Here is a 24,903-nt window from a genome sequence, read left to right on the forward strand (position 1 = left end):
AAGAAGTCCATGATAAGGAACTTTTTGATGAACTTATTGCTTTCCTTTATTTGGGTAGCGCTCACAGGAGCTCTGTCCTATTCGGGCTTTGCAATAGGATTTATACTGGGCTTCTTCGTACTATGGATCATGAACCGGCACGAAGAAGACCGGCGGTATTTTTATCGTCTTCCGAAAATATTTAGCTTTTTCTTTTATTTCTTGTATCTGTTGCTGAAGGCAAACGTTCAGGTGGCGTATGATGTTATTACCCCAAAATATTTTTTTACTCCTGGCGTGGTACGTTATCCGCTCAGCGATGACATGTCCGATTTTGAAATCAATGTACTATCTACATTCATTTCGCTTACACCCGGCACATTGATCCTTGATGTAAGTGAAGATAAAAAAGCCTTGTACATTCATGTAATGTATATCAAAAGCCCTGAGCAATTTGTTCATTCGGTGAAAACTGGTATTGAAAAACGTTTATTAGAGATATTAAGATGACACTAGCCAATTATTTTGACTTTGTAATAATGCCGATACTGACGATTTCCGTCATATTGGTATTCTTGCGCCTAATAAAAGGGCCAGCGATAGTAGACCGCGTAATAGCATTGGACCTTATTATTACCATAGGTATTGGTATTATTACGGTTTACAGCATCAGAGAGAATCAGAAGATTCTATTGGATGTGGCCATCATCTTGGCGCTTATTGCATTTTTAGGAACTATTGCATTTTCTTACTATATAGAAAAACAAAAAGATGATTAACGTAATTTTAGCCATACTCAGTACTGTGGGCGCTTTAGCGATATTATTTGCCTCGATAGGTATCTTAAGAATGCCCGATTTTTATTTACGGTTGTCCGTTACGGTAAAAGCATCCAGTTTGGGAGTAGGTTTGTTTCTAATATGTGCAGCCATCATGTTCCCTGGAGACGCTTCGGTTACTACAAAATCGATTGCCATCCTGTTCTTCTTAATCATTACGGCACCCATAGCAGCACATATGATTGGCAGAACCGCCTATTTCACAGGTACCCCTTTATGGAAAGGCACTGTAGTAGATGAGTTAGATGGCATGTATAATAAAGAAACTCACGAACTACTTAGTGACCCAAAAGATGCTATTGATAAATCTACCTCCCCATACAATGACCAAATTGCCGATACTGAAGAAGAGACAAAATAATAATAGGTAAATATCATTTACAAAAAATGGCAGCCCGAAGGCTGCCGTTGCTGTGTTCTTGTTATTGCATCCTAAATGCAATATTTTCGAGAATGAAACGGTTATTACTAGCCATAAGAAAACTGTCAAGAAAATCTCCCCAATAATACTATCGGTAACAGGTTTCTAAGAAGAATTGCATTCAAATTCTTTGCTCGGTAGAAGCTGCTACCAATTTGATAAAGCCTACTCATTCCGGAAAGTTATCGAGATGGGAAGCATCATCATCCTCCAACTCTTTGGGCTTTTGAATTGAGATGTTGATATTTTCGCCGTATACACTGTATTACTCTATCAACTAGCTTATACCATTTATTTTACTCTAATAATTACTACAACCAACGATTCACAATGTTTATAACTACTGCCAAATCTTACTAAAATCTGGTTCAAGAAGTCAATATCATCAAGCAGCCATCTTTAACAATGTCCAATGATATAAAGAAAAGATGCAACTAAATGCTGACTCTATTCTAAGATTTTACCAAATGCACACCAGTGGGCAGAAAACGATTCAACATCATTATAGGGGCAGTTAGCAATTCTTCCTCACAGGTCTTAGTTCTTACAATTATAATTTATCGCACTACTTCGTAATTCAATTCTGTCACACCGTTACTAAACTGTCTAGTAGTAGGTAACAGTTGCAGATTTATTTTATTCTCAATATTTTTAAATAAAGGGATGCCTTGTCCCAAAATAATAGGGTTTAAGAAGAGCCAAAAACCGTCAATTAAATTTTGTTCTATTAAACAATGTGTAGCTGTTGGGCTCCCAAACAATAAGATATCTGATCCTGCTTGTTGTTTCACTTTGGCTAATTCATCAGCTAAGTTATCGCTAATGATAGTCGTATTTTTCAAATTGGCTCCCTGCAATGATTTTGACAATACCACTTTATGCACATTCTTATACCAGGTAGAATGTTCTACCTCATGCTTAGTAGCATTGGGTTTTTCACCAGCTGTAGGCCAATAGTCTTCCATCATTTGATAAGTTTTGCGTCCATAAAGGGCTGTATCGCCAGTTTGGATGCGCTTGCCTATATAATCAAAAAGCTCCTCATCCACTTGAGCCCACTGAAGTTCTCCCTGCGGTCCTGCAACAAATCCGTCCAATGTCATGTGCATGAAAGAAATTATCTTCCTCATATTGTTAGGGATTGATTCATCGTCATATCTGTTGCTCTATTAATTGATGGGTTGTAGCAAATCTTTGGCTTAATCATCCGATCCATACGAACGCACTGATAATTTATTCCCTATTAGCATCATCAGTGCGTTCATTATAGATCATTTATGAGTCAGCACCACCTTATTTTCTTAAAGGCTTCCTCGGCTGTGCTGTATAAAAGATATGTACTTTTAATTACTGGGGATTGGTTGAATAGTTAATCATCCATCTTACACCGAACTTATCAGTGAAGCTGCCGTAATAGGCTCCCCAAAATTGATCTGCCATAGGCATTTCTACAACACCTCCCTCAGAAAGCGCATTGAATAAACGATCGGCCTCTTCTCTGGAATCAGGGAAAATAGAGATATAATTATTATTGCCTTCAATTAACTTATGTCCTGCAGAAGGAAGTATATCAGAAGCCATCAGTATGTCATTACCGATAGGCAGAGCTATATGTACAATTCGGTTTTTTTCATTTTCAGGAAGATTTTCGGTCCCTGGGAGCTCACTCATACGTGTAACAGGTCCTAGAAATTCTCCTCCAAAAACAGACTTATAAAAGTTAAAAGCCTCTTCGGCTTTACCGTCAAAATTCAGATAGGGATTTAGCTTCGGCATACTTGTAGGTTTTTGAATTTTATAAAAAAATTAGTTTATCAAAATTTTGTATCTATTCCAGTTACTTGCAATTACCCATAAAAGAACAACAAACATTAAGATGACAATCAAAAGTCCTGAGGGAAAGAAAGTAGCGGTATGTACCAGAATACCTACCATCACAGGAAGAATTATCAATGCGGCCAGTGCACGTGTTTTGGGGAAGAGGAACAACAAACCTCCCACTACTTCAACCGTTCCTACCAGTGGCATTAACCAACTGATGGTGCCAATTGCTTCATATAATTTAGTAGTAGCTTCATCCGCCGGTGGTACAGGCATATAATGAAAAAACTTATCCAGCCCCGCATTAATGAACATCAGAGCAAATAGTACACATAAGATATTTTTAACGATTTTCATAAAAAGGGATTTTATAATATTAGTTCCGATTTAAACAATTGGCTGCGATTCGACATATTTTTTAAAGCTATTCAGTATGTATTCGCGCTCCTCTTTTAACACTGAATGCGATGCCCCATCCTGGAGTGCAGAAGTCTCTCTCACAATTGTATTCTCATCTATTTGCTGAAACTCTGTAGTAATCTTCTTTCCCTGCTCCGTAGTAGCTACTAAAATTTGCTGCGGAATTACCTGGACATACGTTCCTTTTATTTCAAACAACGCTTGGGTTTGCGGATGTTGCATTTGAAAATGATACACTCCATTTTCCCGCACATCATTGACAGCATCTATACAGCAGTAACCCTGCGCATTTATCAACCATTTTTGGATATCGGATGGATTGATAAAGTATTCCCACACTACGTTCACAGGACGTTCAATTAATGTTACCGCAACAATGCTTTTTACTTCCATAAAACGCTTATTTCATGGAGTGCAGTCCAAAAACATTACCTTCCGTATCCTGCACTATGGCGCAAAATCCATGTTCTCCTATTGAGGTTTTAGGTTGGATGATTTTACCACCAGCCGCTTCTACTCTACCTTCCTCCACACCACAGTCTTCACACGCGAAATAAACCAATACATTTCCACCACCTGCTTTTACGCCTTTCATTTTAACCAAGGCTCCACCCGTTCCATGCCATTCCATATTCCCCGGGAAAAATCGCATTTGAGTTTCCTCGTTAGTAGGGTCAGAGGCATCTTCCAGCCTAATGCTCAAGACGTTTTCATAAAACCTCGTCGCCCGGTCTATGTCTTCAACATAAATTTCAAACCATACGACAGGATTGAATTTTAAATTCGCCATGACATTGACTTTTACTCAAAAGTAGTACGACGTGAGTAACACATCACTTATCATATGGCAAGAATTCACTTGTCATATGATAAGAAAACATGCAGGTTTTGGATAAAATATTATTGTAACTGGTAAGTCTTCAGCAGCTCATTAGCATAGGGAATTATGCCGAGATCTCTTTTCGAATCCTACTGAGAGAGGTATCAGTAACACCTAAGTAAGAAGCAATTTGTTTGAGAGGTACATACTGAATAATCTCCGGCTTCTCCTGAAGTAATTTTAGGTAGCGTGCAGTTGCGGTTTCGCGTATCATATCCAGAGAGCGTTGTTTAATAAAAAACAGCTGAGTGGTAAACCATAACCGTCCCCACTCTCTAAATCCGGGCATGCTGTGAAACAGTGGCTGAAAAACTTCAAAGTTCAACTTCCATAAAATGCAGTCCGTTACAGCTTGAATATTCTCTTGTGATGGTATACGCTGAAATAGCGAGGATGTAGAAATCACCACTTCATTCTCCGAAAAAAACTCTGTGGTAATTTCGTTCCCATTATAATCGTATACATAGGCACGTGCGATGCCACTTTGCAAGATGTAATACTCGTTAGCAATTTTTCCTTCCCTCAAAAGAACGGTGCCTTTGGGCACCTCTACAGGCTCGTGTGCATCTGCAAGTGTTTTCAAATCAGCCTCAGTAAGCAGTGGATGGCGATATACTTTTTGAAAAACCTCTTCCATATAGCGGATTTAAACATCTAAAATACTGAATTCAGTCAAATTCATCTGATGCCCCCCTTTCTTCATTCTGAAAACCACCATTCAACTTATCAGCTTACCTTTGCAGCATGGAATTATTTGCGGAATCGCTTACTCAATATAAAAGATTAAAAACCAAAGAGGTAAGAATTGGAGATTTACTACTGGGCAATTTTCATCCCATTCGGTTACAAACGATGACTACCACCGATACGATGGACACCATTGCTACAGTAGAACAAACTATTCGTTGCATAGAAGCAGGTGCAGAACTGGTACGTATTACGGCTCCTTCTAAAAAAGAAGCGGAAAATCTCCTTAATATCAAAAAAGAACTAAACAAACGCGGATATTTTACGCCACTGGTGGCAGATATACATTTTACCCCCAATGCTGCCGAAATTGCGGCGCGTATTGTGGAAAAGGTTCGTGTGAACCCAGGTAATTATGCCGATAAGAAAAAATTTGAAAAAATCGAATATACCGACGTGGAATATGCCGAAGAAATCGAGCGCATCCGCGAAAGATTTACCCCACTGGTAAAAATCTGCAAAGAATATGGGACCGCCATGCGTATCGGTACGAATCATGGTAGCCTTAGCGACCGTATCATGAGTCGGTATGGCGATACCCCCATAGGCATGGTAGAAAGTGCGATGGAGTTTTTACGTATCGCACGTGATGAGAATTATCACCAGATTGTACTGAGCATGAAAGCCAGCAATCCGCAGGTGATGGTACAGGCCTATCGCTTACTGATTAAACAGATGTATGAAGAGTTTGGCGAAATTTATCCGCTACACTTGGGCGTTACCGAGGCTGGTGACGGCGAGGAAGGCCGCATTAAGTCTGCTGTAGGTATCGGCACCCTCATGGAAGACGGCATTGGCGATACCATTCGCGTTTCGCTGACCGAGGACCCGGAATTAGAAATTCCTGTATGCCGAGATATTGTAAAACGTTACACTCTTGCTACTACACAACCAGAATATAACACCACGTCATCTTCTCATCAATCACTGCCTATACATACATATAGTCCTTTTCAGTTAATGCGGCACGAAACGGTTGCTGTAAACAATATTGGAGGCGGCCAAGTTCCGGTAGTGATTGCAGACATGAGTAAGATGAAAAAAATCACTCCGGCTACATTGCAAAGTATTGGCTACGCTTATAACGAAGCCGACGATAAGTGGAATATTGCCGATGCAGCAGCGGATTATATCTATATCGGCGAAGGCGATATCGACTTTGCATTGCCCGGAACGCTAAAGGTGATACTGCCGTACGAAAGATGGAAAACGTTACAAACACACACTGTCGATAGTGGTGAAAAGAAATTTTTCCCAATATATACGGCTACCGAATTCATAAACGCCGCTATTCGGAATAGCGATATTCATTTTGTACAAATTCAATGTCCGGAAGATGCATCGCACATTGATGCCATCGTTTCCAAGCCTAATGTAGTGTTATGCCTAAGTAGTACCCAACAAAATGCTGTTCAAACCTTACGTGCATTTTGTATAAAGCTGGCTTATAAAAAAATTAAAACTCCGATTATTTTCGTTACCGAAAGCAACTGGCACACGGCAGACGAACACCTCATTCACTACGCTACCGAAACGGGAGCTCTGTTTCTAGACGGGTTTGGTGAGGGTATCTTCCTTCGTATGAGTCGTGAAGCCTACGAAGGTTTTGCCCATACTGAATTAAGTGGACGCCGTTATAGTACACCAGCATTAGAAAATGCCCGTGCAGAGGCTTTCTTGAACAATACCGCCTTCAGCATATTGCAGGCTGCACGCATGCGTATTTCGAAAACAGAATACATTTCCTGCCCCTCTTGTGGTCGCACTTTATTTGACCTGCAAGAAACCACAACCAAAATACGTTCCGTAACCCATCACCTGAAAGGAGTGAAGATTGCCATTATGGGTTGTATCGTAAATGGTCCTGGAGAAATGGCTGATGCAGATTTTGGATATGTAGGAAGCGGGCCAGGAAAAATCACTTTATACAAAGGGAAAGAAGTTGTAAAACGAAACGTCAACAGCGAAATAGCAGTGGAAGAACTCATAAACCTGCTCAAGGAAAATAATGTGTGGGTTGACCCATAGCAGAACATCGGTTATGTAGAACAGATGCTTAACTTGTCATATGAAACCAAAATATTGGGGATATCTTTTTATTGCCGTAACCTGTTTTTATTTTCTGGGCTTGGCACTTAACCATACCCTATTACTCTTCCTATTTAAACCCTTGTTGATAACCAGCTTGCTAGGGTACTTTCTCAAATCAACATCAGACGTTCGTTCTCACTTAAAGAAATGGATGATTGGTGCATTACTCGGCTCAATAACCGGAGATACCCTGCTGTTGTTCAGCTCACAAAGCGAAATATATTTTTTAGCCGGACTGATTGCTTTTCTGATAGCGCATATTTGCTATATCATCACCTTTCATTCAATTCGTACACAAGAAGCGATTTGCGGAAAATGGTACATAGGTATTATTGTTAGTGTATATTATTTGATGATCCTTGGCTTTCTGATGCCGCACTTAGGCACTATGAAATATCCCGTTATCATATACGGTCTGGTCATCAGTTTTATGCTACTACTGGCCATGCATCTTTACGATCTGAAGGATAACATCACTGCTCGACATATTCTTACGGGAGCCATTTTATTTGTGGTGTCTGACTCTGTACTGGCTGTTAACAAATTTTATCTAACACACTGGTGGAACTCCTGGATCATTATGAGCACTTACATTCTGGCACAATGGCTATTGGTAAGAGGATGTATAAGATATATCAATAATAAAGCAGCTGTTTAAAACTTAGCTTTTACCTAATCCTAAAATATCTTCCTGACATACCCTTGTCATCATCCGCGCTCATCTTTACATAAAAAATACATTTATGATAATTAATATTACGCCTTTTAAAGGACAGCATTGTGAAACTACTGCTACCGGAACTTTACTAAAGCACATTGGCATAGAGCTATCAGAACCTATGCTCTTTGGCATTGGTGAGGGGTTGGGATTTATTTATTGGAAGATGAAAACGATGGAATATCCTTTTCTGGGAGGACGTATCAAAACTGATCTACTCACACAAAATATTGCCCACCACCTGCAGCTGGAGCTTATCGTAAAAGAAACCTCTTCCAAACAAAAAGCTTGGGATGGTGTCAAACAGCTTATCGATGATGGACAGCCGGTAGGATTAAAGCTAGACTGTTATCACCTGCAATATTTTTCCAGGCCATTTCATTTTGCCGGACATTATGCCACAATCTATGGTTACGATGATACCTACGCATACCTATAGTAGACACCCAACAACAGGGATGTCTCGTAAAAACCAGTCTGGAAAGCCTAGCAATGGCGCGTGCAGAGAAGGGGCCTATGGCTTCAAAAAATTTGTATTATACCTTACAAAAGACGCAACAATCCTATAATTTGAATAAAATCATCCTCACCGCTATCAGTAATAATGCAAAGACTTATCTCAATCCTCCCATTACCAATATAGGTTATAAAGGTATTTTCAAAGCGGCGAAGGCTATTTTTGAATAGTTTCATAGTAGTAAGAACATTGAACAAGAGTTCAGGCATACAGCAAGACTGATGGAAAAAGGCGGAACCGGAGGAGCTCTATTCAGAAACCTGTATCGCGATTTTTTAAAAGAAAGCTACGAATTACTAGGATTGAAACCACTAAATGACGCATATGAACAGTTTACTGAGATTGCCAACATGTGGAATACTGTATCAGCATGCTTTGAAAAGGTGAGCGAAAGCAAAGACATCGCCTATATAGAACAAGCTTCGGCTGTGATGAAAGCTATTTCAGAGAAAGAAAAAATGGCAATGAAATTGCTGTCTTCTCTATAAAGAATAGCTATATATCCACGAAAGTGGGGGTATTATTTCTCATGTCCGTTATTGTTAATTTTTTTTTTATATCTGATTGCAGCATAAATGTCAAATAGCACGTTATCATAGAGTAATGTGGAGTTAATGTGTCCAGCCAACATTAATCGACAATGTCGCCTGCTATAAAAAATACGAATATCTATCTACTGGAAATACCGTTTACCACTAACGGTAAGGCAGATACTTTGTGGCCGGTTATCATTCAGCATGGTCAAGAATATATACTTGTCGATTGTGGGTATCCTGGTCAGCTGGAGCTGCTGGAAAAAGCTGCCCGCGAACAGGGAATTGATTTGCAATATCTCACAGGCCTGATTCTCACCCATCATGATATAGACCACGTGGGTGCTGCCGCTGAACTGAAGCAAAAATATCCCAACATTCAGGTCATGGCCCCCGTTATCGAAGCCCCTTACATCAGTGGCAAACGCAAATCATTACGCTTAATTCAAGCAGAAGCGTCATTAAAGTATTTAAATGAAGAGCAAAAACCATTCGCACTACAGTTTATTAAGTTTTTGCAATCGGTAGTACCGGTACAAGTAGATAAAAAGCTGCAAATGAGTGATACTTTGTGGAGTACTATTCAAGTAGTACCCACACCTGGTCATACTCCCGGACATATATCATTATATATTCCCTCCCAAAAGATACTTATTGCAGCTGATGCTATAGTAGTTGAAAATAATAAACTAAATATTGCCAACCCTCAGTATTGCCTAGATTTGGAACAGGCGGTACATTCGGTAGCCTTACTAAGCCAATATGAAATTGCGGAATTGATTTGCTATCATGGTGGCAGGTTTAGAGGAAATATACAAGAGGCCTTTAAACAAGTGCTGCATGAATACAATAATGTAATGAAAACACCCATTAACCTTTAATAGCCCAAACTCAAAAGTTATTGCCTTATGACAAGTCAAGAAGTGATTCCACAAAGTATTTTTACTGCAAAAACTAAGACGATGGAAAAAGCGGCAATCGCTAGATCTTTTTCGACCGGAAATTTTAAACCCTGTTACCCATATCTTTCCGATGCAACGGTTTGGGACACCCCTGGACAGCAAACTTTAAAAGGGGCTTCGGAAATTGTTCCATTTTGTGAAAAAATAAGAGATTATTTCGATAGCATTACCACCGATTTCAGAATCCTGCATGTATTGGAAAATGACAATTCGGTAGTGGTGAATGGTACAGCAACTTTTATAAGAGAAGATGTAGTTATCTCCGAAGTAGCATCTTGCGATATTTATATTTTTAATGAAGACAACACCATTGCTTCTTTATATTCCTATTGTGTAAAAACAAAATAACCTATGGGAAAAATCATCCTGCCGGCCGATTGCGGAAATGCCCCCAAAAAATTGTTCTTGAAGGAGTGGTATAGCGCATTGGCCAGCAGTGATGCAACCTTTATTGCTAATCATATTGCGGACCAAGTGCACTGGTGTATTCCAGGGAAAAAATCTATTATAGGAAAGGCTGATTGTATACAGCGCTTTCCTGAACACCCCATTTGGAATGCTAAAGAAATAACAATAGATGCGATTATCACCCACGGACGTGAGGCTGCCGTAAGTGGTCAGTTATTGTCTGCAAAACGTTCAAAAAACACATTTTGTGAAGTGTTTAGGTTTAAAAGTGCAGGAACAAACATTATTGCGTCCATCACCTCTTTTATCATTCCTGTATAGAGTGCATTATTATCCATTATCATTGTGTTAAGTACAAAGGGGGTTATAGGAATGCTATCAGATCTTAGTTTGAGACTATATGATATCATTAGCAGTGTAATACATAAAAAAATACGGGCAGTGATCTGCCCGTATCTATATATAAAATCCGGTATTACTATTTCAGATATCCATAATACTCCTCGTCTGAAGCACAATCCCACCACACAGGCATACTCCAGATATTGGGGTCCGCTGCATGCGGATTTAATGCTAATGTATTAACGGAGTTATAGTTGATCTCATATACTGGAGGTAGTTGCCAACGACGCATCCAATAGCGAGGGTCGGTAGGGGAAGCTCCTGTTAATTGTGAAGCGCCTGAGAACAAAGCACCTCTTTGATATCCAGGATATACTACACCAAACCCGCCTACATTACCTGCACTGAAGTTAAAGCGGCGCATATCATTCCAGTTTTCAATGCTACAACCCATTGCAATATATTTTTGCAACATGATATCCGACATGGTTAATTCGCCAGCGTTTTGACATACTGCTGCACTGGACAGATAGGCCTCAATGGCCGCGGGATCCATAGGTGCCATATCAGGGTTGGTAGCAGTATAACCTGAGGCTTGCCACTCGGTAAGTTTAGCCTGCATCATCTGCATATGCGCTCTAATGCCTTCCTTGTAAGCAGTGAATGCATTTGCTTTATCTCCTTTTCTCATATACACTTCTGCTTTGATAAAGCACATTTCGTGGTAGGTTAATATTTCATGATCAGAAACAGGACGTACCTGGAAAGAACCAGTAGAACCTACCACACCGGCATTATAGGCAGCCAGTGAAGGATACCAGTTCAAGTCTGTAGCAGGCTGAGGAATACTTCCTGCGGTTGCTAATGAAGTACTGCGTAGATTTACGTATACGGTATCTCCAGCAAGTACGTAGTTATTACTGTTGATATAAATAGACCCGGCGGGGTAAGTAACTTTTACAACATTGCCGTCCACCTCATGCTGCCGTCCTGCAGCTACTTGAGCTGCTATAAAATTGGCGCGCTCTGTAGCATCATTAATAGTGTAATTGATGGTTGTATTGGAAGCTGCATAACTTGCAGTTGCAATAGTAGCAGGCCCTCCACCTTTTACTAACCTTGTAGCGGGACCATAAGAATCCACTCCTATTGAACGATTCCATGTATAAGAAGACACCTTACCATTCGCATCAAGCTTTACATTAGCCATTGAAGCCGGTACAATTTTAGGCATACGCGGATCTATTACGCCCGAACCACGCAAGTTGGTAAGCATATCATAATAGTACTTAGAGATACGCTGTGTACTACCATAAGCTGCGTAGTTATAGTTACCGTTGGTAACAATAGGATCACCCAATAGATAATCAGTAACAGTACTATTATTAAAACAAGGCACTACTGTATTATCTGCATTAGATTGCGGTCCTTTGGATAAACAGTAAAGTACGGAATCGGCATTAAACAAATCTGCTTTTTTGGAAATCTTCAGCATATAACGAGCCTTTAGTCCCCAACACAGCTTAATCCATTTATCCACATTACCTTGATTCATAAAGTCGCCGGCTGCTAAATCGGGAGCTCCCACTTCCTGTTGCATACTGAAGAGCCTAATAGCCTCATTCAGTTTATCCATACAACCGTAGTAGATAGTCTTTCCATCATCAGGCTTTGGACTGGGATTTCCGGTTGCAGCTTCATGATAAGGCATTTCACCATAGATATCCAGCATTTGCATAAAACCTAATGCATGGAATACATTAGCAGCAGCCATGTAATGATAAGCCCCTTGCTTTGCTGCCGTGTTATACATGTCCACTACATTCGACGAAGTAGCCACAAACCATGTTTGGTAAGGGGTAGTAGAGTTTCCGTTAGACGGAGCCCATGTGGTACTGAATGTGTTACCATTGGCGTTGGTGGTATAATATACGCCCGCCTGTAAAGCTGTACGATAGTTAGATACACCTGCCGAGTACATATAGAAGTGTTCAATCCAGGGCAAGCGATTTTGAATCAACACGCTTTGATTGTTAGGATTATCGGGGTCAACGTTAATATCTAACCATTTTTTACAGGAAGATGCACCTAAAAGAAGCGTACACCCCAATACTAAGTATATTAATCTTTTCATAACTTACTTTTTTCGCTGATTAAAATGTAATGTTAATACCAAATGTGAAGCTGGCTACAGCTGGAACACCTAGATAATCGATACCAGTAGATCCGGAACCTCCTGTACCTCCTGCTGCACTCACTTCAGGATCCATACCATCGTAATTGGTCCATGTAAACAAGTTTGTTCCTACTGCTGTTGCGGACAAACCTTTTATGACTCTCTTGTTTTTAATCATATCTGAAAAGTCATATGATAAGGTAAGAGAACGCAGCTTTAACCAGTTTACTGAGGTAATAAAATGATAAGAGTTGGCCGCATAGTTCTGCCAATAACGTTGAATCATATTAGTACCGGCATAAGTGGTACCTCCAATGGTATAAGTTTTATCAGCTTCGTAAGTCTGTGTATATGGCTCGCCGGTCTCACTGTTTACTCCCGATACAGTTACCGATTGACGATCGTTCAACAGTGTCTTTTTACTCAACCCGTTTAGCACCATCGCGTATTCTGTACCATTAAACACATCACCTCCTTTACGGAAGTCGAGCAATATGGCCACTGACAGATTTTTAAAGCGCAGTGAATTGTTCAAACCGCCTAAGAAGTCTGGCTCTCTGTTACCTACTACAGGGTTGGTTGTATTGAGCTTGTATAGACCTGTATTAGGATCGATCAGATAGCGACCATTGGGCAGTTCATTACCTTCAGCATCAGTTTCACGTAGATAAGACTGACCGGTCATACCCAGAAAGTACCCTCCGTTAGGAATGGAAGCAGCCTTAACAGTTCCAAACTGAGCATCGGTTGGGTAGAAATAAGCTACACCCGGTAGGAATTCACCCAAACGACCTTTATTATAAGAGAAGTTCAGTGTTACATCCCAGCTAAAATCTTTCTGCGCAATAGGCTTTCCTGTAAGGGCAATTTCCATACCCTTGTTGATCACCGATCCGGTATTCAGCGAGCTGAAGATAAAGCCACCAGACTGAGCTAAACGAGGTTGTGCAATCTGGTTTTTGGTTTGGCTGTGATAATAGGTATAATCCAGCCCTATACGTCCTCTTAAGAATCTGAATTCACCACCCACTTCCCATGAAGTTTGAATTTCGGGTTTGATGTTAGGGTTACCGGCCGCCCATTGATTACCTACTAAAATATAGGATCCTATCATGTAAGGTGGGTTTACGTAGGTATTAGTTGCATAAGGGTTAGCATCCTTACCTACCTGAGCCCAGCTGGCTCTTAACTTACCAAAAGAAAGCACATTGTTGCTAGATAATAATTCACTGAACACAAATGAACCGCTTAATGAAGGATAGAAATAGGATCTGTTTTCAATAGGTAATGTGGAAGACCAGTCATTGCGTCCTGTGGCAGTAAGGAAAGCAATATTCTTATAAGAAACGCCTATTTCTCCATAAGCTCCTACCAATCTTTTGCGGCTGGTACCATCAGTAAAGAATTTGTTATCATTATTGATATTATTAAAACTGATAGTTCCTGCTGTTACGAAATTATATCCCCAATGATTCTGACTATTCGTCTTGGTATCTTCCGATGTAGTACCTAACATAAGGCGTGTTTCAAAATCTCCAAAAGTTTTATGGAAATTTGTCATTACGGTTGTGGAGATATAAGTATAATCATACAACGGTTTACTTAAGCGCCCATTTTGATATAAAGCGGCAACAGCAGAACCCGGAGCGATGTAGGTATAATCGTTGGTAATATATTGATCATATCCCAAACGTGCAACTACATCCCACCAGTCTGTAACTTTATAATTACCGCTGATACCTCCGGTGATACGTCGGGTTCTAGAAGTGAGTTTATCCATATTGATAATCCAATAAGGATTATCCATGTCATCTTCCAGAGCAAGAGTACCTGCAAATCTTCTGTATTGAGAGCCATCAGGGTTGATATAACGTTTCATATCGAAAGTCTGCGGCCAGCCGTATACCGCTCCCATAGTACCATTACCGCCACCACTATACAAACCTGCCGTTGTTAATGTTCTATCGATATCGGCAATAGAGTATGCTACGTTAGCATTTAAAGTAAGATTACCATAACGTTGCTCGCCATTAAAACGGAAAGTTGTCTTGCGAAATCCGGTCTTGGGAACTATACCGGTCTGATTAAAGTTAGATCCCGACAAATAGAAAGAACCGTTTTTAGAACCGCCTGAAACGTTTACATTATTATCGTAAATAATACCATGTTGGAAGAACTCACCTATATTATCATATAAAGTATCCGCATCAGTAATTCTGGCACCCCAAGACTGATAAACATTTTGAGTATTTAAAATTCCATTTACGGAGTAGGTACCCGGCCCAAATGTAGTTTGTGCTTCGGGAAGTTTATTAGCCCATGAAGTACTGATTTTACTGGTCACATTCACTCTCGCCGATCCTTCAGAACCTTTTTTTGTAGTAATAATTACCACACCATCCGCAGCACGAGAGCCGTACAATGCTGCAGCAGCCGCACCTTTCAGTACAGAAAGGCTTTCGATATCTTCAGGGTTGATATCCATTACACGGTTGGAAAAAGTAGTATTGCTACGACTCATACCATCCGTTCCTGTATTACCGGTAACAGTAGTGGAGTTATCATAAATTACTCCATCAACCACAAACAAAGGCTGATTCTGTCTACTTTCGGATGTAGAGTTACCACCACGAATGGTAATAGAAGCTCCGGCACCGGCAGCACCACTAAATTGTGTAATATTTACACCGGGTACTTTACCTACGAGCGAATTGATAACATTGGTGTTTTTATTCTTCATAAGCTCAGCGGCATTCAACTCGGATACAGAGTATCCCAGTGCCTTTCTTTCCTTCTTAATACCCAAGGCGGTTACCACTACTTCGCCCATCACATTATCTGCATCAGGTGTCATAATAATGGAAGCAGTATTGCCGCTCACTTGCACTACCGAACGCTGGTAGCCCACAGAGGTCACAACAAGCGTAATAGGATCCGATCCTGTTGCATTTAATGTAAAATTACCGTCTTCATTACTAGAGGTTGCATTTTGTGTTCCCTGCTGCTCAATAGTAGCACCCGGAACAGGTTCACCTGCCTGGTTTTTTACCGTACCAGTTATGATTCTTGATTGAGCCCATACAATGTTTGGAAGACAACAAAAGGCCATCCCAAACAAAAGCATACTTAGAATTGTCCTTCTCATATTATGTGTATTTAAAAATATAAATGTTCATTTGAGATGGTAAGTTGGAAGTCGGCGATGATAACTTGTAATGACCGGTAAATACCAGGCATATTTTTTAACTCTCATCAGAGCTGTACTAATAACCCGTTATTTCGACTAGTCATTGCATCATCCAAAGAACACGACTTATTTCAACATCCCTATATCCAATCCATAAAACCTGAAAGAGTTTTAGTTTTAGCACCACGAAGGCTCCTTTTCTTGACAACATAAATCCACATTATAGAACGATCATGTTGCCCTTAGTTTTCGAGGGTTAACGAGCTTGCACAACACATTCATATAAAGAGTAAGCACCGGATATGTTAGATTTAGTATGATTCTTCATTGATAAAATGAGTTGATATAATATTAGGGGTTTAAGCATATTACAATCCATTACTAATACCGGAACACCCTAAAGGTAATGTAAATTTTTGCATAAATTACAAAAAAAAATATTGATTTATTCTATTAGTCGCTTTAAAGAAATTCACTTCGCTAGTTCCTCTACACACATATTATAATACCCACTAAACTATGGTGTTTAGCGGGTATTACAGAATAAATTATTTTAGATAAATTGAAGGCTACCCCTTCCTATCGTGCGTAGAATAATCGTACAGAAGATATCGGAGTAGTCACCCTATAGCCTCCCAATATGTGGTGCGCACATCTGCCAATTGTTGCATTCCACCAATCACTATAGTCAACCATCACATTGGAAGAGTTCAATACTTGCAAAGGTCCTAAATCAGTTCCGTCAGCACCTATCACTCTTATTCGGTAATCGATGCGCTCGGTACCGCCAGAAATATAATTATTAGGATGTTTAATTACCGGCACCTCTATCCAATCAGTAGCTTCTCCAAAAGCCACCGGATTGCCTACATTAAGCCATTCGCTTCGCTGATCTGTTACGCCCGGATCCATGTTGTATTGATACTGATATTGCAGGCGTAAAGGAGTAGGTGTATTACCACTTTCAAAAAGAAAGTTATAAAACCGAATCCAAGAAGATTTGGCAGTAGTGTCAGTAACTACACCAGGATAGGGATAACCGTTATCAATGATGATAGGAGGTTTACTAAAATCATACACAAAGATATTTTGCTTACCCTCCCTAAAAGTTATATCCTGATCATATACCAGTTCCTTAGAAGGACCACGGTAAAGTTTAAGGTTTGCCACACCAGGATTGGTTGCATAAAACCTTCCTACTCCCCCACTGGGAACTGCGTTGTACGTAGATAAGGTAGTTGCATCTTCCAAAATAGTGACTCCGTTAAGATCAATTTTGGTAATATTATTGGCTGCGCCTGCTACTACCGGAACAAAGTAATGTAGCTGAAACTCTGCTGCATTAGGCGCCAAGGGTTCTGACTTAAACTCGATAACATGCTTTTTACAAGCCACCCCCAAACTGGCAACAACAATCAGCAATATAAGCGCTTTTAACTTTTCCATACTTTAAACGATTTGCTGTTTAATAATTTAATTATCTGGGCATATCCTTAGGATATGCAAACCAAGGTATTGAAGTATGATAATTATCTGCCAGACCTGATATAGGTTTCAATGCATCTAAAGAGTTTCTATTCCACATATACTCCGAATTATATCTGGGCCTGATGCGATAGCATGGAGAGCCTTCATTTTGTACATTAAATGTTCCTTTTCGATTCTGTACCTGTGCAGGTTGCAAATAAAGGCCTTTATATACTTTATTAGGATCTGTATCCCATTTTTGATTGAGGATAGTCAGATTCCATCCATTACCATTAGAAGGATATTCTCCTGAATAATCAATATCATAATGATATTTACGCATATCCACCCATGCCTCAGGAGCTCCCCATGGATACAATGCTACCCATTTTTGCATCATGATGTGCGATAAAGAAAAATCGGACATGCTCAAACCTGCTACATAAGGGCCCGCTAAATATTCCTCTGCCAAAGTATTAAACACTGCAGGAGTAATCTTATCACCACCAGTCGGACTTCCATTAGCTCCCGGAGTCAGATATTTTACTGTAAACTCCATATCGGCTCTCACCCCTTCCTTAAACGCCTGAAAAGCCAAATCTTTTTGCCCTAACTTCCAATAAGCTTCGGCCAGACAGAATTTTATTTCGGCACAAGTAGTTAGGATATAAGGTGCATTATCTCTATACAACCATCGACCTATTCCATCATGAACGCTGCCACTTACTAATGAATTAGCGTTTCTACCATAGAAAGACGGAGCACTTCCAATAGGCCCAGTTACTGAGGTAAATGAACCTCCGTAATATCTGTACTTTTTTACACTATCAGCAACATCTAGGTACAAGTAGTTGGGATTACTTGCAGTACCTAATTTAGCAACTACGCGAGGATCGAAATGCCCTGGTACATTAATAAGTGTATCCGTGATAATTTGTTTCTCAGCCAACTTAAAGGGATAATAATCATTACCGTCTACACGAATTTTATCACCGGTCAATGGATCATATTCCGGCACAGTTCCGGTAAAGACCTGAACAGCGTATTCATGCTGAAAATAAGCACGACTGAGATTACCTCTAGCGGTACCCCAGAAGTTATTGTATTCACTATATGCAGCCTGCTGCGAACCTCCATTCACACGTATGGTAGCATCATCACTCGAGCTCTGAAAAGATTTATTCGCCGCATTGATGAGCTCCTGTGCATATTCGCTAGTAAAGTTTTGCTTATTCGACAATGAAGCCAAATTACGTACAATGACAGCATAAGCAAACTTGATCCATTTCGACTTATCCCCTCCATACATAAAATCGTTTGCAGTAATCTTATTGCCGTAATCGGTATTATCCGTTCTCTCCAGAAGTTCAATTGCTTTATATGCCCACTCTCTCACCTGCGGATATATTTCGTCTTGATAATCGTAGTCGTGAGATAAGAGCCCCGGTACAAAAGCCTGTTTCATGGGCAAGTCTGCATGTACCTTTGTAAGCAAGTCCCATGAGAAAGCTTTTATGGCATATCCCATACCGGCTAAGGTCCAGTGTTCTGCCTCCATAGCCTGATTAATCATATTTTCCAGATTCATCCCTTGCAACCAATACACCATACGCCAAATTTCTCCCCCCGCATCACTACCCACAGTGTAATAATGATTGGCAAACGAAGTATAACTGGTAGTTCCCATCATTTGGGTTAATGGACCAATCGCCCGGATATCCCAATAGATACCCTGATATTGCTGTAATATACCGGCAAGATATAAGTAGTCTTCCACATAATCAGGGGCGTCAATATTTCGATTGACATCCAGATATTTTTTACACCCTGCAGCCAGCATAAAAACAGGAAGTATGAGTATAATTATCTTTCTCATAATAATCTTATTTAGTTCAAGGTTAAATTAAGACCAATTGTTATGCCTCGAGGGTTAGGTAATGACCATACATCATAACCTTCTCCACCAGTACCACCTGCCGCTGCTGACACGGTATTTCCAACAGCATCGATGCCCGAATAATTGGTCAGAGTAAATAAATCATTTCCTACAACAAAGAAGTCGAGCCCAGAAATAATCTTGGTTTTGCTAAGAAACTTTTTCGGTAGGGAATAAGACAATCTCAATTCCTGAAGACGTAGGTAATTGACATCTTTTTCAATCCAGTCTTCGTCACCACCTGCAAATATGCTAGAACTGTATAGGTCGTAATTAACTGAAATATTGTTAATCGTTGGATTATCGGAATTTTCCTTACCATCTCTCAGCACCCCTTTAAATACTACCGGAGGACCTTCTCTCAATGCTACTGACTCCCAGCTGGTTCCTCTTTCCATCATAGAGCGTTTGGTACCGTTAACCACAGTAGCTTTATACCTTCCTGCAAATACTCCCGATAGACGCCAGTTGTTATACTGTAATCCAGTAGTAATACCAAAACGCAGTTTGGGTTCTCTATCGCCCAAAATACTCCATTCATCACTTACGATAGGAATTCCGGTACTGGGGTCAATTAAGATATCCCCGTTTTTATTACGTGCATATGCTCTACCAGATATGGTTGTAATAGGATTACCCACAGATATACCATTCCGTATATTTCCTGAGTTCCAGGTATATGGGTTGTAGTATTCTGTAACATTCTCCGGTAAATAAAGCACTTTTGATCTACCGCGAGAAGCATTAACACCCAAATTCCAAGTAAAAGATCCGGTTTTAATAATATCAGCATTGATAAGACCTTCCCAACCCCAAGTCTTGAACGTACCCACGTTCATGGTATTTAATACAAAACCGGTTGCATAGCTTAAACGGAATGATTTTACAATCTGATCTTCGTGTCTTGTTCCAAACACTGTGAATATGGCATTTACACGGTTGTTAAACAAGCGTGCATCAAAGCCCACTTCACGAGCAGTAGTCATTTCGGGTTTAAGATTCGGGTTAGGTCCGGTAAATCCATATTTAAAGCCTCCTCCGGATAAGTTAGTGGGCTCCAACTGTGGATAGATTTCCAAAGGACCGGCATCCTTACCTACTCTGGCTATAGAACCTCTCAACTTGATGAAGTTGACAACATCACTTTCAATTTTCAACAGATCCGTTAAGATTAAAGATCCCTCTATAGCCGGATAGAAATAACGATTATTATTTATAGGCAAAGTGGAGGACCAGTCGTTACGACCTCTCAGTGTAATAAACGCCATATTGTTGTACCCAAATTCAAACTGCGCGGAGATAGCCTGAATACGACGCTTTGTATTTCTCTGAGAGGAAACAATGGTTAAAGGGTCTGTATTATTGATGGATTGAAAGTCGGGAATAATAAACCTAGTACCACTGGTGGCTTGCCGAATAACCCCATTTTCCTGTTGGTGGTAACCAACCTGTGCACCAAATGAAAGTTTATTATCTAAAAATTTGTTGTTATACCCTGCTATAATATTGATTGTGGGATCAGAAAAGTTCGAATGTACCAAATCGTAACGGCCGCCATCACCACGACTATTATTTGCAGCGTAATAGGGATGCCAAGATGTTTCAAAAGTTTGCATACCCACATCCCAGCCTATTTGACCTCTCAAAAAGGTATTCTTGATAGGCGTCAATGTTAAGGCTACATTTGTCAGAAACCTATTGGAGCGATCGTAGTTTTTATTTTTATACATCGCAAAAAGCGGGTTAAGCAGGTCCCTATCTATATAATAAGAAGGGTATTTCATATGTAGGCCATCCGATGCCAAATACTCCAACATATTATCAGCCTGAGGCCATAACATAGCTCGATACAAAGGACCATCTGTTCCACGCAACACTTTATGATTTTCTGTTTTAGTGTATTGCATAGAACCTTCAAACTTCAACCATTGAGTAATAGTGGCTTGACCCGATAAGCTGATATTGGCTCGATCGAAATCGGTTGTTTTAACCACTCCCTCCTGATTCAGATAGGAAAAGCCGGCTCTAATGGTTGCTTTCTCCGAACCCGCTTCAACCGACACATTGTGTCTATGAGAAAATCCAGTTTGTAATACGGCAGCAATATTATCGTACAACTTTACATTATCTGTAAACAAATTCCCATACTGAGAAGTGTAATAATAGTTAGTAGTTCCATAGGCTCCGTTAGCATATTTGGTTTGCATATCCGGATAGCCATAGGCCTTATCCCAACGGAAGAAGTTGCTATAACTCACCCTACCTCGGCTTACACGCCCTTTTTTAGTAGTAATGATAATTGCACCATTGGATGCATCGGAACCATAGAGCGCCGCAGCTGCCGCTCCTTTCAAAACTGTAATAGATTCTATATCCTCTGGATTGAAATCATTTCCTCTCGAAGCATAATCTTGGTTTCGAACGGAATACACTTCAGCTCCGGCCATTCCGATAGGATCGAATGTAGAGTTGTTCATAGGTACACCATCCACCACATACAAAGGCTGATTGTTACCCGAAATAGAGGTAATGTTTCGGAGTATTACCGTGGTGGAGGCTCCCGGTGCACCGCTGGTCGACGTTACGTTTAAGCCGGGCACCCTACCTTGTAAGGCCGTAATAAATGCATCTCTTCCCGATTCGGCTATAGTAGCGCCATCTATTTGTTGCACAGATGAACCTACTGCTCGACCAATACGCTTCATACCGAACTCGGTAGTTACTACTACCTCCTCCTCTTGTTTGCCTACCCCTTCAACCATAGTAACATTAACAACATTTCCCGTACCTATGGTCACCGATACTGTTTCATAACCGATAAAAGTAAACTCTAGAACATCTCCTGTAGAAGCTTGAATGGAATAATTTCCCGTAGATCCTGTGGCTGTAGCAGTTGACGTCCCCCTTACTGTTACGGTAACACCTTGTAATGCCTTCCCATCCTGTGTAGTTACAGTTCCCGTAATTGTCCTGGTTTGCCCTAATACCATATGGGGTACTAAACAATACAACAGCCAAAGCACAACGGCTTTTGCAATTGCTTTTCTCATAACGATGTATTTTAGAAAGAATTATAAAACGTTAATTCCTGCTTTCACAAAGGGCTGTAATTGTTCATCCTCGGGGTCCAACTCTGTAACCAGATAGTCAATTCTCTCTATCCCGCATACTCTAATCGGTTGGTACGTCCCAAGCTTTTCGGAAATTGTCATGCACACAACTTTCGAAGCTGAATTTACCATAGCCTTTTTTACTTGCACAACGTCCCAATCATTGTCTGTATGTCCATGTTTTATGTCTAGGGCATTAGTGCCTAAAAAACATAAGTCAGCATTAACATGGCTTATCTTTTCGATTGCTTCTGGACCAACGGTTATTTTGGAGTCTTTCGATAGTTTATCGCCGATTACTAATACATCCACATGAGGATGCGACATACAAGCATTTACTACGGGGATACTGCCGGTCATGATGGTGAGTTTCAACTGCGGTGGCAAAGCCCTAACCATTTCCAATATGGTTGTTCCTCCACTAGTGAGAATGAACATCCCGCTTTTAATTAGCCTCTGTGCTTTTTCAGCGATTATCTTTTTTTGCTTTTGCGAATAAACATTTCCAGGCTCGAACTGAACTTCGCTAAATGCTATAGAAAGTGCTCCCCCATGTACCTTTATTAATTTTCCTGCATCTGATAATTCCTGTAAATCTCTGCGGATGGTGTCTTCCGACACTCCCATAGCATTGCACAAATCCACGTTCAACACCTTATTATGAAGATTGAGCTGATGAAGAATATAAGCCTGTCTTTCTTTCTTAAGCAATTTTCAGGTGTTTTAACAACAACTTAAAATTAATGACAAATCCTGCAAATTCCCGCAAAAACAAATATTTTTTTTTAAATAACTTCTAACCAATTAAAAATTAATGATAGCAGGCGCTCATATGCTATAAATAAAAAAGCGCCCGAAGGCGCTATGTGTATTAGCTGGAAAGATGAGTTATTTTTTTATGGGTTTTGAAACGGCACTTTCCTTATTATCTGCATTTAATGTAGAAACCGCATAAAACCCGCTTTGCGAAATGGCTAACTCGTTGGACGGGGTAATAGCGAGCACTTTACCCTCTTGCTGTAAGCTCGATGTATAATACACTACCGATCTTACATTTCCACTGGAGCTCCATTTAAGGGTATTCCCTTCTATCCTTACATTTTGTGGTGCAGCCGGATCAGGTGCCACCGCACGACCTAGGAAAGGAATGACAGCAGGAGTACTCCATAGTTCTGCAAGTTTATTGGTAAGATCAGGTTTATCATACAGATATCTTGCGCTATACAACAAATTACCCATCACAGCTTTCTTGTTTTTAGCAAGTATTAGCTGATTCGACAATTGAGAACTATTCGTCATTAAGTAAAAGCCGTGTCCAATCATCAGCGGAGGAAGATTATTAAATCGATCCCACTCTGTTAACTTATTGGCAAATGCATCATTATTATAGAGCTGCGGAATTACTACATCCATCCACCCCTCTCTTGCCCATTTTTCAATATCGGCATACAAAGTGTTTCTGTTGGTAGTAAAATCTGCACCCGGCGAAATAGAAAATACCACTTCGGGTTTGGTAGCCGCAATCATATCCCTAACGCCCTTTATAGCCTTGTCCACATTCGATCTCCTGAAATCCTCAATGCTTTCGTTACCGGTTTTGTAGGTCTGATAATCATTTTGGTCGGATACCATTTGTCCGGCCTGTGAAGGGTAAGGATAGAAATAGTCATCGAAGTGAATACCATCTACATCATATTTGGTAATGATATCCTTAATGATATCTACTAGTCGCTGACGCACTTCCGGAATGGCTGGGTTATAAATTTGCATCAGCTCATGACTCACCACCCAATCGGGATTCACTGAAGGATGCAAGGCCGGGAAAGGTGTGGAGCTGTTAGCACGGGTTGCAATGCGATAAGGATTGATCCATGCATGAAATTCTAAACCGCGTGCATGTGCTTCATCAATCATAAACTTTAATACATCATATCCCGGATCTTGACCTCTGGTACCCGTAATAGCTGCACTCCATGGTTCGTAAGGTGAATTATAAAAGGCATCGCCCATGCCTCGCACTTGAACAAAAACAGCATTTATATTTAGCTGCTTAAACTTTTCCAGATAATTGATATACTTCTGTTTTTGACTAGCAGTATTATAGTCACCAATAGGCCAGTCTAATCCCCAAGCAGTTACTATCCATACACCTCTAAGCTGTTTTTTAGGCAAGATCATTTGTCCTTCAGGAGAAGGATTAGGATTGGGGCTAGGGTCGGGACCTGGATCTTTTCCTACACCCTCCCCTTTACTACATGCTTGTAATAGTATTACAAATAGTAGAAAAATTATTACATAAAGCGTCTTTTTCATGGGCAATATTTTTAGGATTCAAGAAAAGTGTCTCCG

Annotated in this window: 22 protein-coding genes and 1 pseudogene; 10 read left to right on the top strand and 13 right to left on the bottom strand. The window is 40.3% G+C overall.

Annotation, left to right across the window (positions count from 1 at the left end):
- Positions 1-9 precede the first annotated feature (9 nt).
- Genes V2H41_RS10070 through mnhG form a run of 3 tightly spaced genes read left to right on the top strand, consistent with a single transcriptional unit; the run spans position 10 to position 1,179 of the window.
- Positions 10-489 (top strand): Na+/H+ antiporter subunit E, encoded by a 480-nt coding sequence (locus tag V2H41_RS10070; protein WP_330975028.1) that lies wholly within the window; start codon positions 10-12, stop codon positions 487-489.
- Positions 486-758, top strand: coding sequence for a monovalent cation/H+ antiporter complex subunit F (locus V2H41_RS10075; RefSeq protein ID WP_330975029.1), 273 nt, complete (start codon positions 486-488; stop codon positions 756-758). The genes V2H41_RS10070 and V2H41_RS10075 overlap by 4 nt, the downstream gene beginning before the upstream one ends.
- Positions 751-1,179: a monovalent cation/H(+) antiporter subunit G gene (mnhG, locus tag V2H41_RS10080; RefSeq protein WP_330975030.1), complete on the top strand. Its 429-nt coding sequence runs from the start codon at positions 751-753 to the stop codon at positions 1,177-1,179. The genes V2H41_RS10075 and mnhG overlap by 8 nt, the downstream gene beginning before the upstream one ends.
- Before the next feature lie 617 nt (positions 1,180-1,796).
- On the opposite strand, the gene V2H41_RS10085 is transcribed toward mnhG, so the two are convergent.
- The 6 genes from V2H41_RS10085 to V2H41_RS10110 all read right to left on the bottom strand — a co-directional run bounded on the left by V2H41_RS10085 (position 1,797) and on the right by V2H41_RS10110 (position 4,997).
- On the bottom strand, positions 1,797-2,369 hold the full coding sequence (locus V2H41_RS10085; RefSeq protein WP_330975031.1) for a dihydrofolate reductase family protein: 573 nt from the start codon (positions 2,367-2,369) through the stop codon (positions 1,797-1,799).
- Between the two features lie 217 nt (positions 2,370-2,586).
- Complete coding sequence (locus V2H41_RS10090; RefSeq protein WP_330975032.1) at positions 2,587-3,015, bottom strand: VOC family protein; 429 nt, start codon at positions 3,013-3,015, stop codon at positions 2,587-2,589.
- 30 nt (positions 3,016-3,045) lie between these two features.
- A complete protein-coding gene (locus V2H41_RS10095) occupies positions 3,046-3,417 on the bottom strand; it encodes a DoxX family membrane protein (RefSeq protein WP_330975033.1) in 372 nt (123 codons plus the stop codon).
- Between the two features lie 30 nt (positions 3,418-3,447).
- Positions 3,448-3,873: an SRPBCC domain-containing protein gene (locus V2H41_RS10100; RefSeq protein ID WP_330975034.1), complete on the bottom strand. Its 426-nt coding sequence runs from the start codon at positions 3,871-3,873 to the stop codon at positions 3,448-3,450.
- 7 nt (positions 3,874-3,880) lie between these two features.
- Entirely contained in the window at positions 3,881-4,270 is a 390-nt protein-coding gene (locus tag V2H41_RS10105; RefSeq protein ID WP_330975035.1) for a VOC family protein, read from the bottom strand.
- Positions 4,271-4,424: 154 nt separating this feature from the next.
- Positions 4,425-4,997, bottom strand: a complete 573-nt coding sequence (locus V2H41_RS10110; protein WP_330975036.1) for a Crp/Fnr family transcriptional regulator — start codon at positions 4,995-4,997, stop codon at positions 4,425-4,427.
- A gap of 107 nt (positions 4,998-5,104) precedes the next feature.
- On the opposite strand from V2H41_RS10110, the gene ispG reads away from it, so the two are divergent.
- From ispG to V2H41_RS10145, 7 genes and pseudogenes are all read left to right on the top strand, one after another.
- Entirely contained in the window at positions 5,105-7,135 is a 2,031-nt protein-coding gene (ispG, locus tag V2H41_RS10115; protein ID WP_330975037.1) for a (E)-4-hydroxy-3-methylbut-2-enyl-diphosphate synthase, read from the top strand.
- Positions 7,136-7,175: 40 nt separating this feature from the next.
- Positions 7,176-7,856 (top strand): lysoplasmalogenase, encoded by a 681-nt coding sequence (locus V2H41_RS10120; protein WP_330975038.1) that lies wholly within the window; start codon positions 7,176-7,178, stop codon positions 7,854-7,856.
- A gap of 85 nt (positions 7,857-7,941) precedes the next feature.
- Positions 7,942-8,355, top strand: a complete 414-nt coding sequence (locus V2H41_RS10125) for a BtrH N-terminal domain-containing protein (RefSeq protein ID WP_330975039.1) — start codon at positions 7,942-7,944, stop codon at positions 8,353-8,355.
- 53 nt (positions 8,356-8,408) lie between these two features.
- Positions 8,409-8,921: pseudogene (locus V2H41_RS10130) on the top strand (DUF4872 domain-containing protein).
- Between the two features lie 152 nt (positions 8,922-9,073).
- Positions 9,074-9,847 carry an MBL fold metallo-hydrolase gene (locus V2H41_RS10135; protein WP_330975040.1) on the top strand — a complete coding sequence of 258 codons (774 nt, stop codon included), beginning with the start codon at positions 9,074-9,076 and terminating at the stop codon, positions 9,845-9,847.
- Between the two features lie 27 nt (positions 9,848-9,874).
- Entirely contained in the window at positions 9,875-10,276 is a 402-nt protein-coding gene (locus tag V2H41_RS10140; RefSeq protein WP_330975041.1) for a hypothetical protein, read from the top strand.
- 3 nt (positions 10,277-10,279) lie between these two features.
- A complete protein-coding gene (locus V2H41_RS10145) occupies positions 10,280-10,657 on the top strand; it encodes a nuclear transport factor 2 family protein (RefSeq protein WP_330975042.1) in 378 nt (125 codons plus the stop codon).
- A 157-nt stretch (positions 10,658-10,814) separates the two neighbouring features.
- Here the strand turns inward: V2H41_RS10145 and V2H41_RS10150 are convergent, their stop codons facing one another.
- The 7 genes from V2H41_RS10150 to V2H41_RS10180 form a co-directional block, all read right to left on the bottom strand.
- Positions 10,815-12,812, bottom strand: a complete 1,998-nt coding sequence (locus V2H41_RS10150; protein WP_330975043.1) for a SusD/RagB family nutrient-binding outer membrane lipoprotein — start codon at positions 12,810-12,812, stop codon at positions 10,815-10,817.
- 19 nt (positions 12,813-12,831) lie between these two features.
- A complete protein-coding gene (locus tag V2H41_RS10155; RefSeq protein WP_330975044.1) occupies positions 12,832-15,999 on the bottom strand; it encodes a SusC/RagA family TonB-linked outer membrane protein in 3,168 nt (1,055 codons plus the stop codon).
- A 621-nt stretch (positions 16,000-16,620) separates the two neighbouring features.
- Positions 16,621-17,487, bottom strand: coding sequence for a hypothetical protein (locus tag V2H41_RS10160; protein WP_330975045.1), 867 nt, complete (start codon positions 17,485-17,487; stop codon positions 16,621-16,623).
- 31 nt (positions 17,488-17,518) lie between these two features.
- Positions 17,519-19,384: a SusD/RagB family nutrient-binding outer membrane lipoprotein gene (locus tag V2H41_RS10165; protein WP_330975046.1), complete on the bottom strand. Its 1,866-nt coding sequence runs from the start codon at positions 19,382-19,384 to the stop codon at positions 17,519-17,521.
- An 11-nt stretch (positions 19,385-19,395) separates the two neighbouring features.
- Positions 19,396-22,494, bottom strand: a complete 3,099-nt coding sequence (locus V2H41_RS10170) for a SusC/RagA family TonB-linked outer membrane protein (protein WP_330975047.1) — start codon at positions 22,492-22,494, stop codon at positions 19,396-19,398.
- 21 nt (positions 22,495-22,515) lie between these two features.
- Positions 22,516-23,265, bottom strand: coding sequence for a DeoR/GlpR family DNA-binding transcription regulator (locus V2H41_RS10175; RefSeq protein WP_330975048.1), 750 nt, complete (start codon positions 23,263-23,265; stop codon positions 22,516-22,518).
- Positions 23,266-23,442: 177 nt separating this feature from the next.
- Complete coding sequence (locus V2H41_RS10180; RefSeq protein ID WP_330975049.1) at positions 23,443-24,867, bottom strand: glycoside hydrolase family 10-like protein; 1,425 nt, start codon at positions 24,865-24,867, stop codon at positions 23,443-23,445.
- Between the last annotated feature and the right edge of the window lie 36 nt (positions 24,868-24,903).

The organism is Niabella digestorum, assembly GCF_036409055.1.
In the GTDB taxonomy this organism is placed as follows: domain Bacteria; phylum Bacteroidota; class Bacteroidia; order Chitinophagales; family Chitinophagaceae; genus Niabella; species Niabella composti.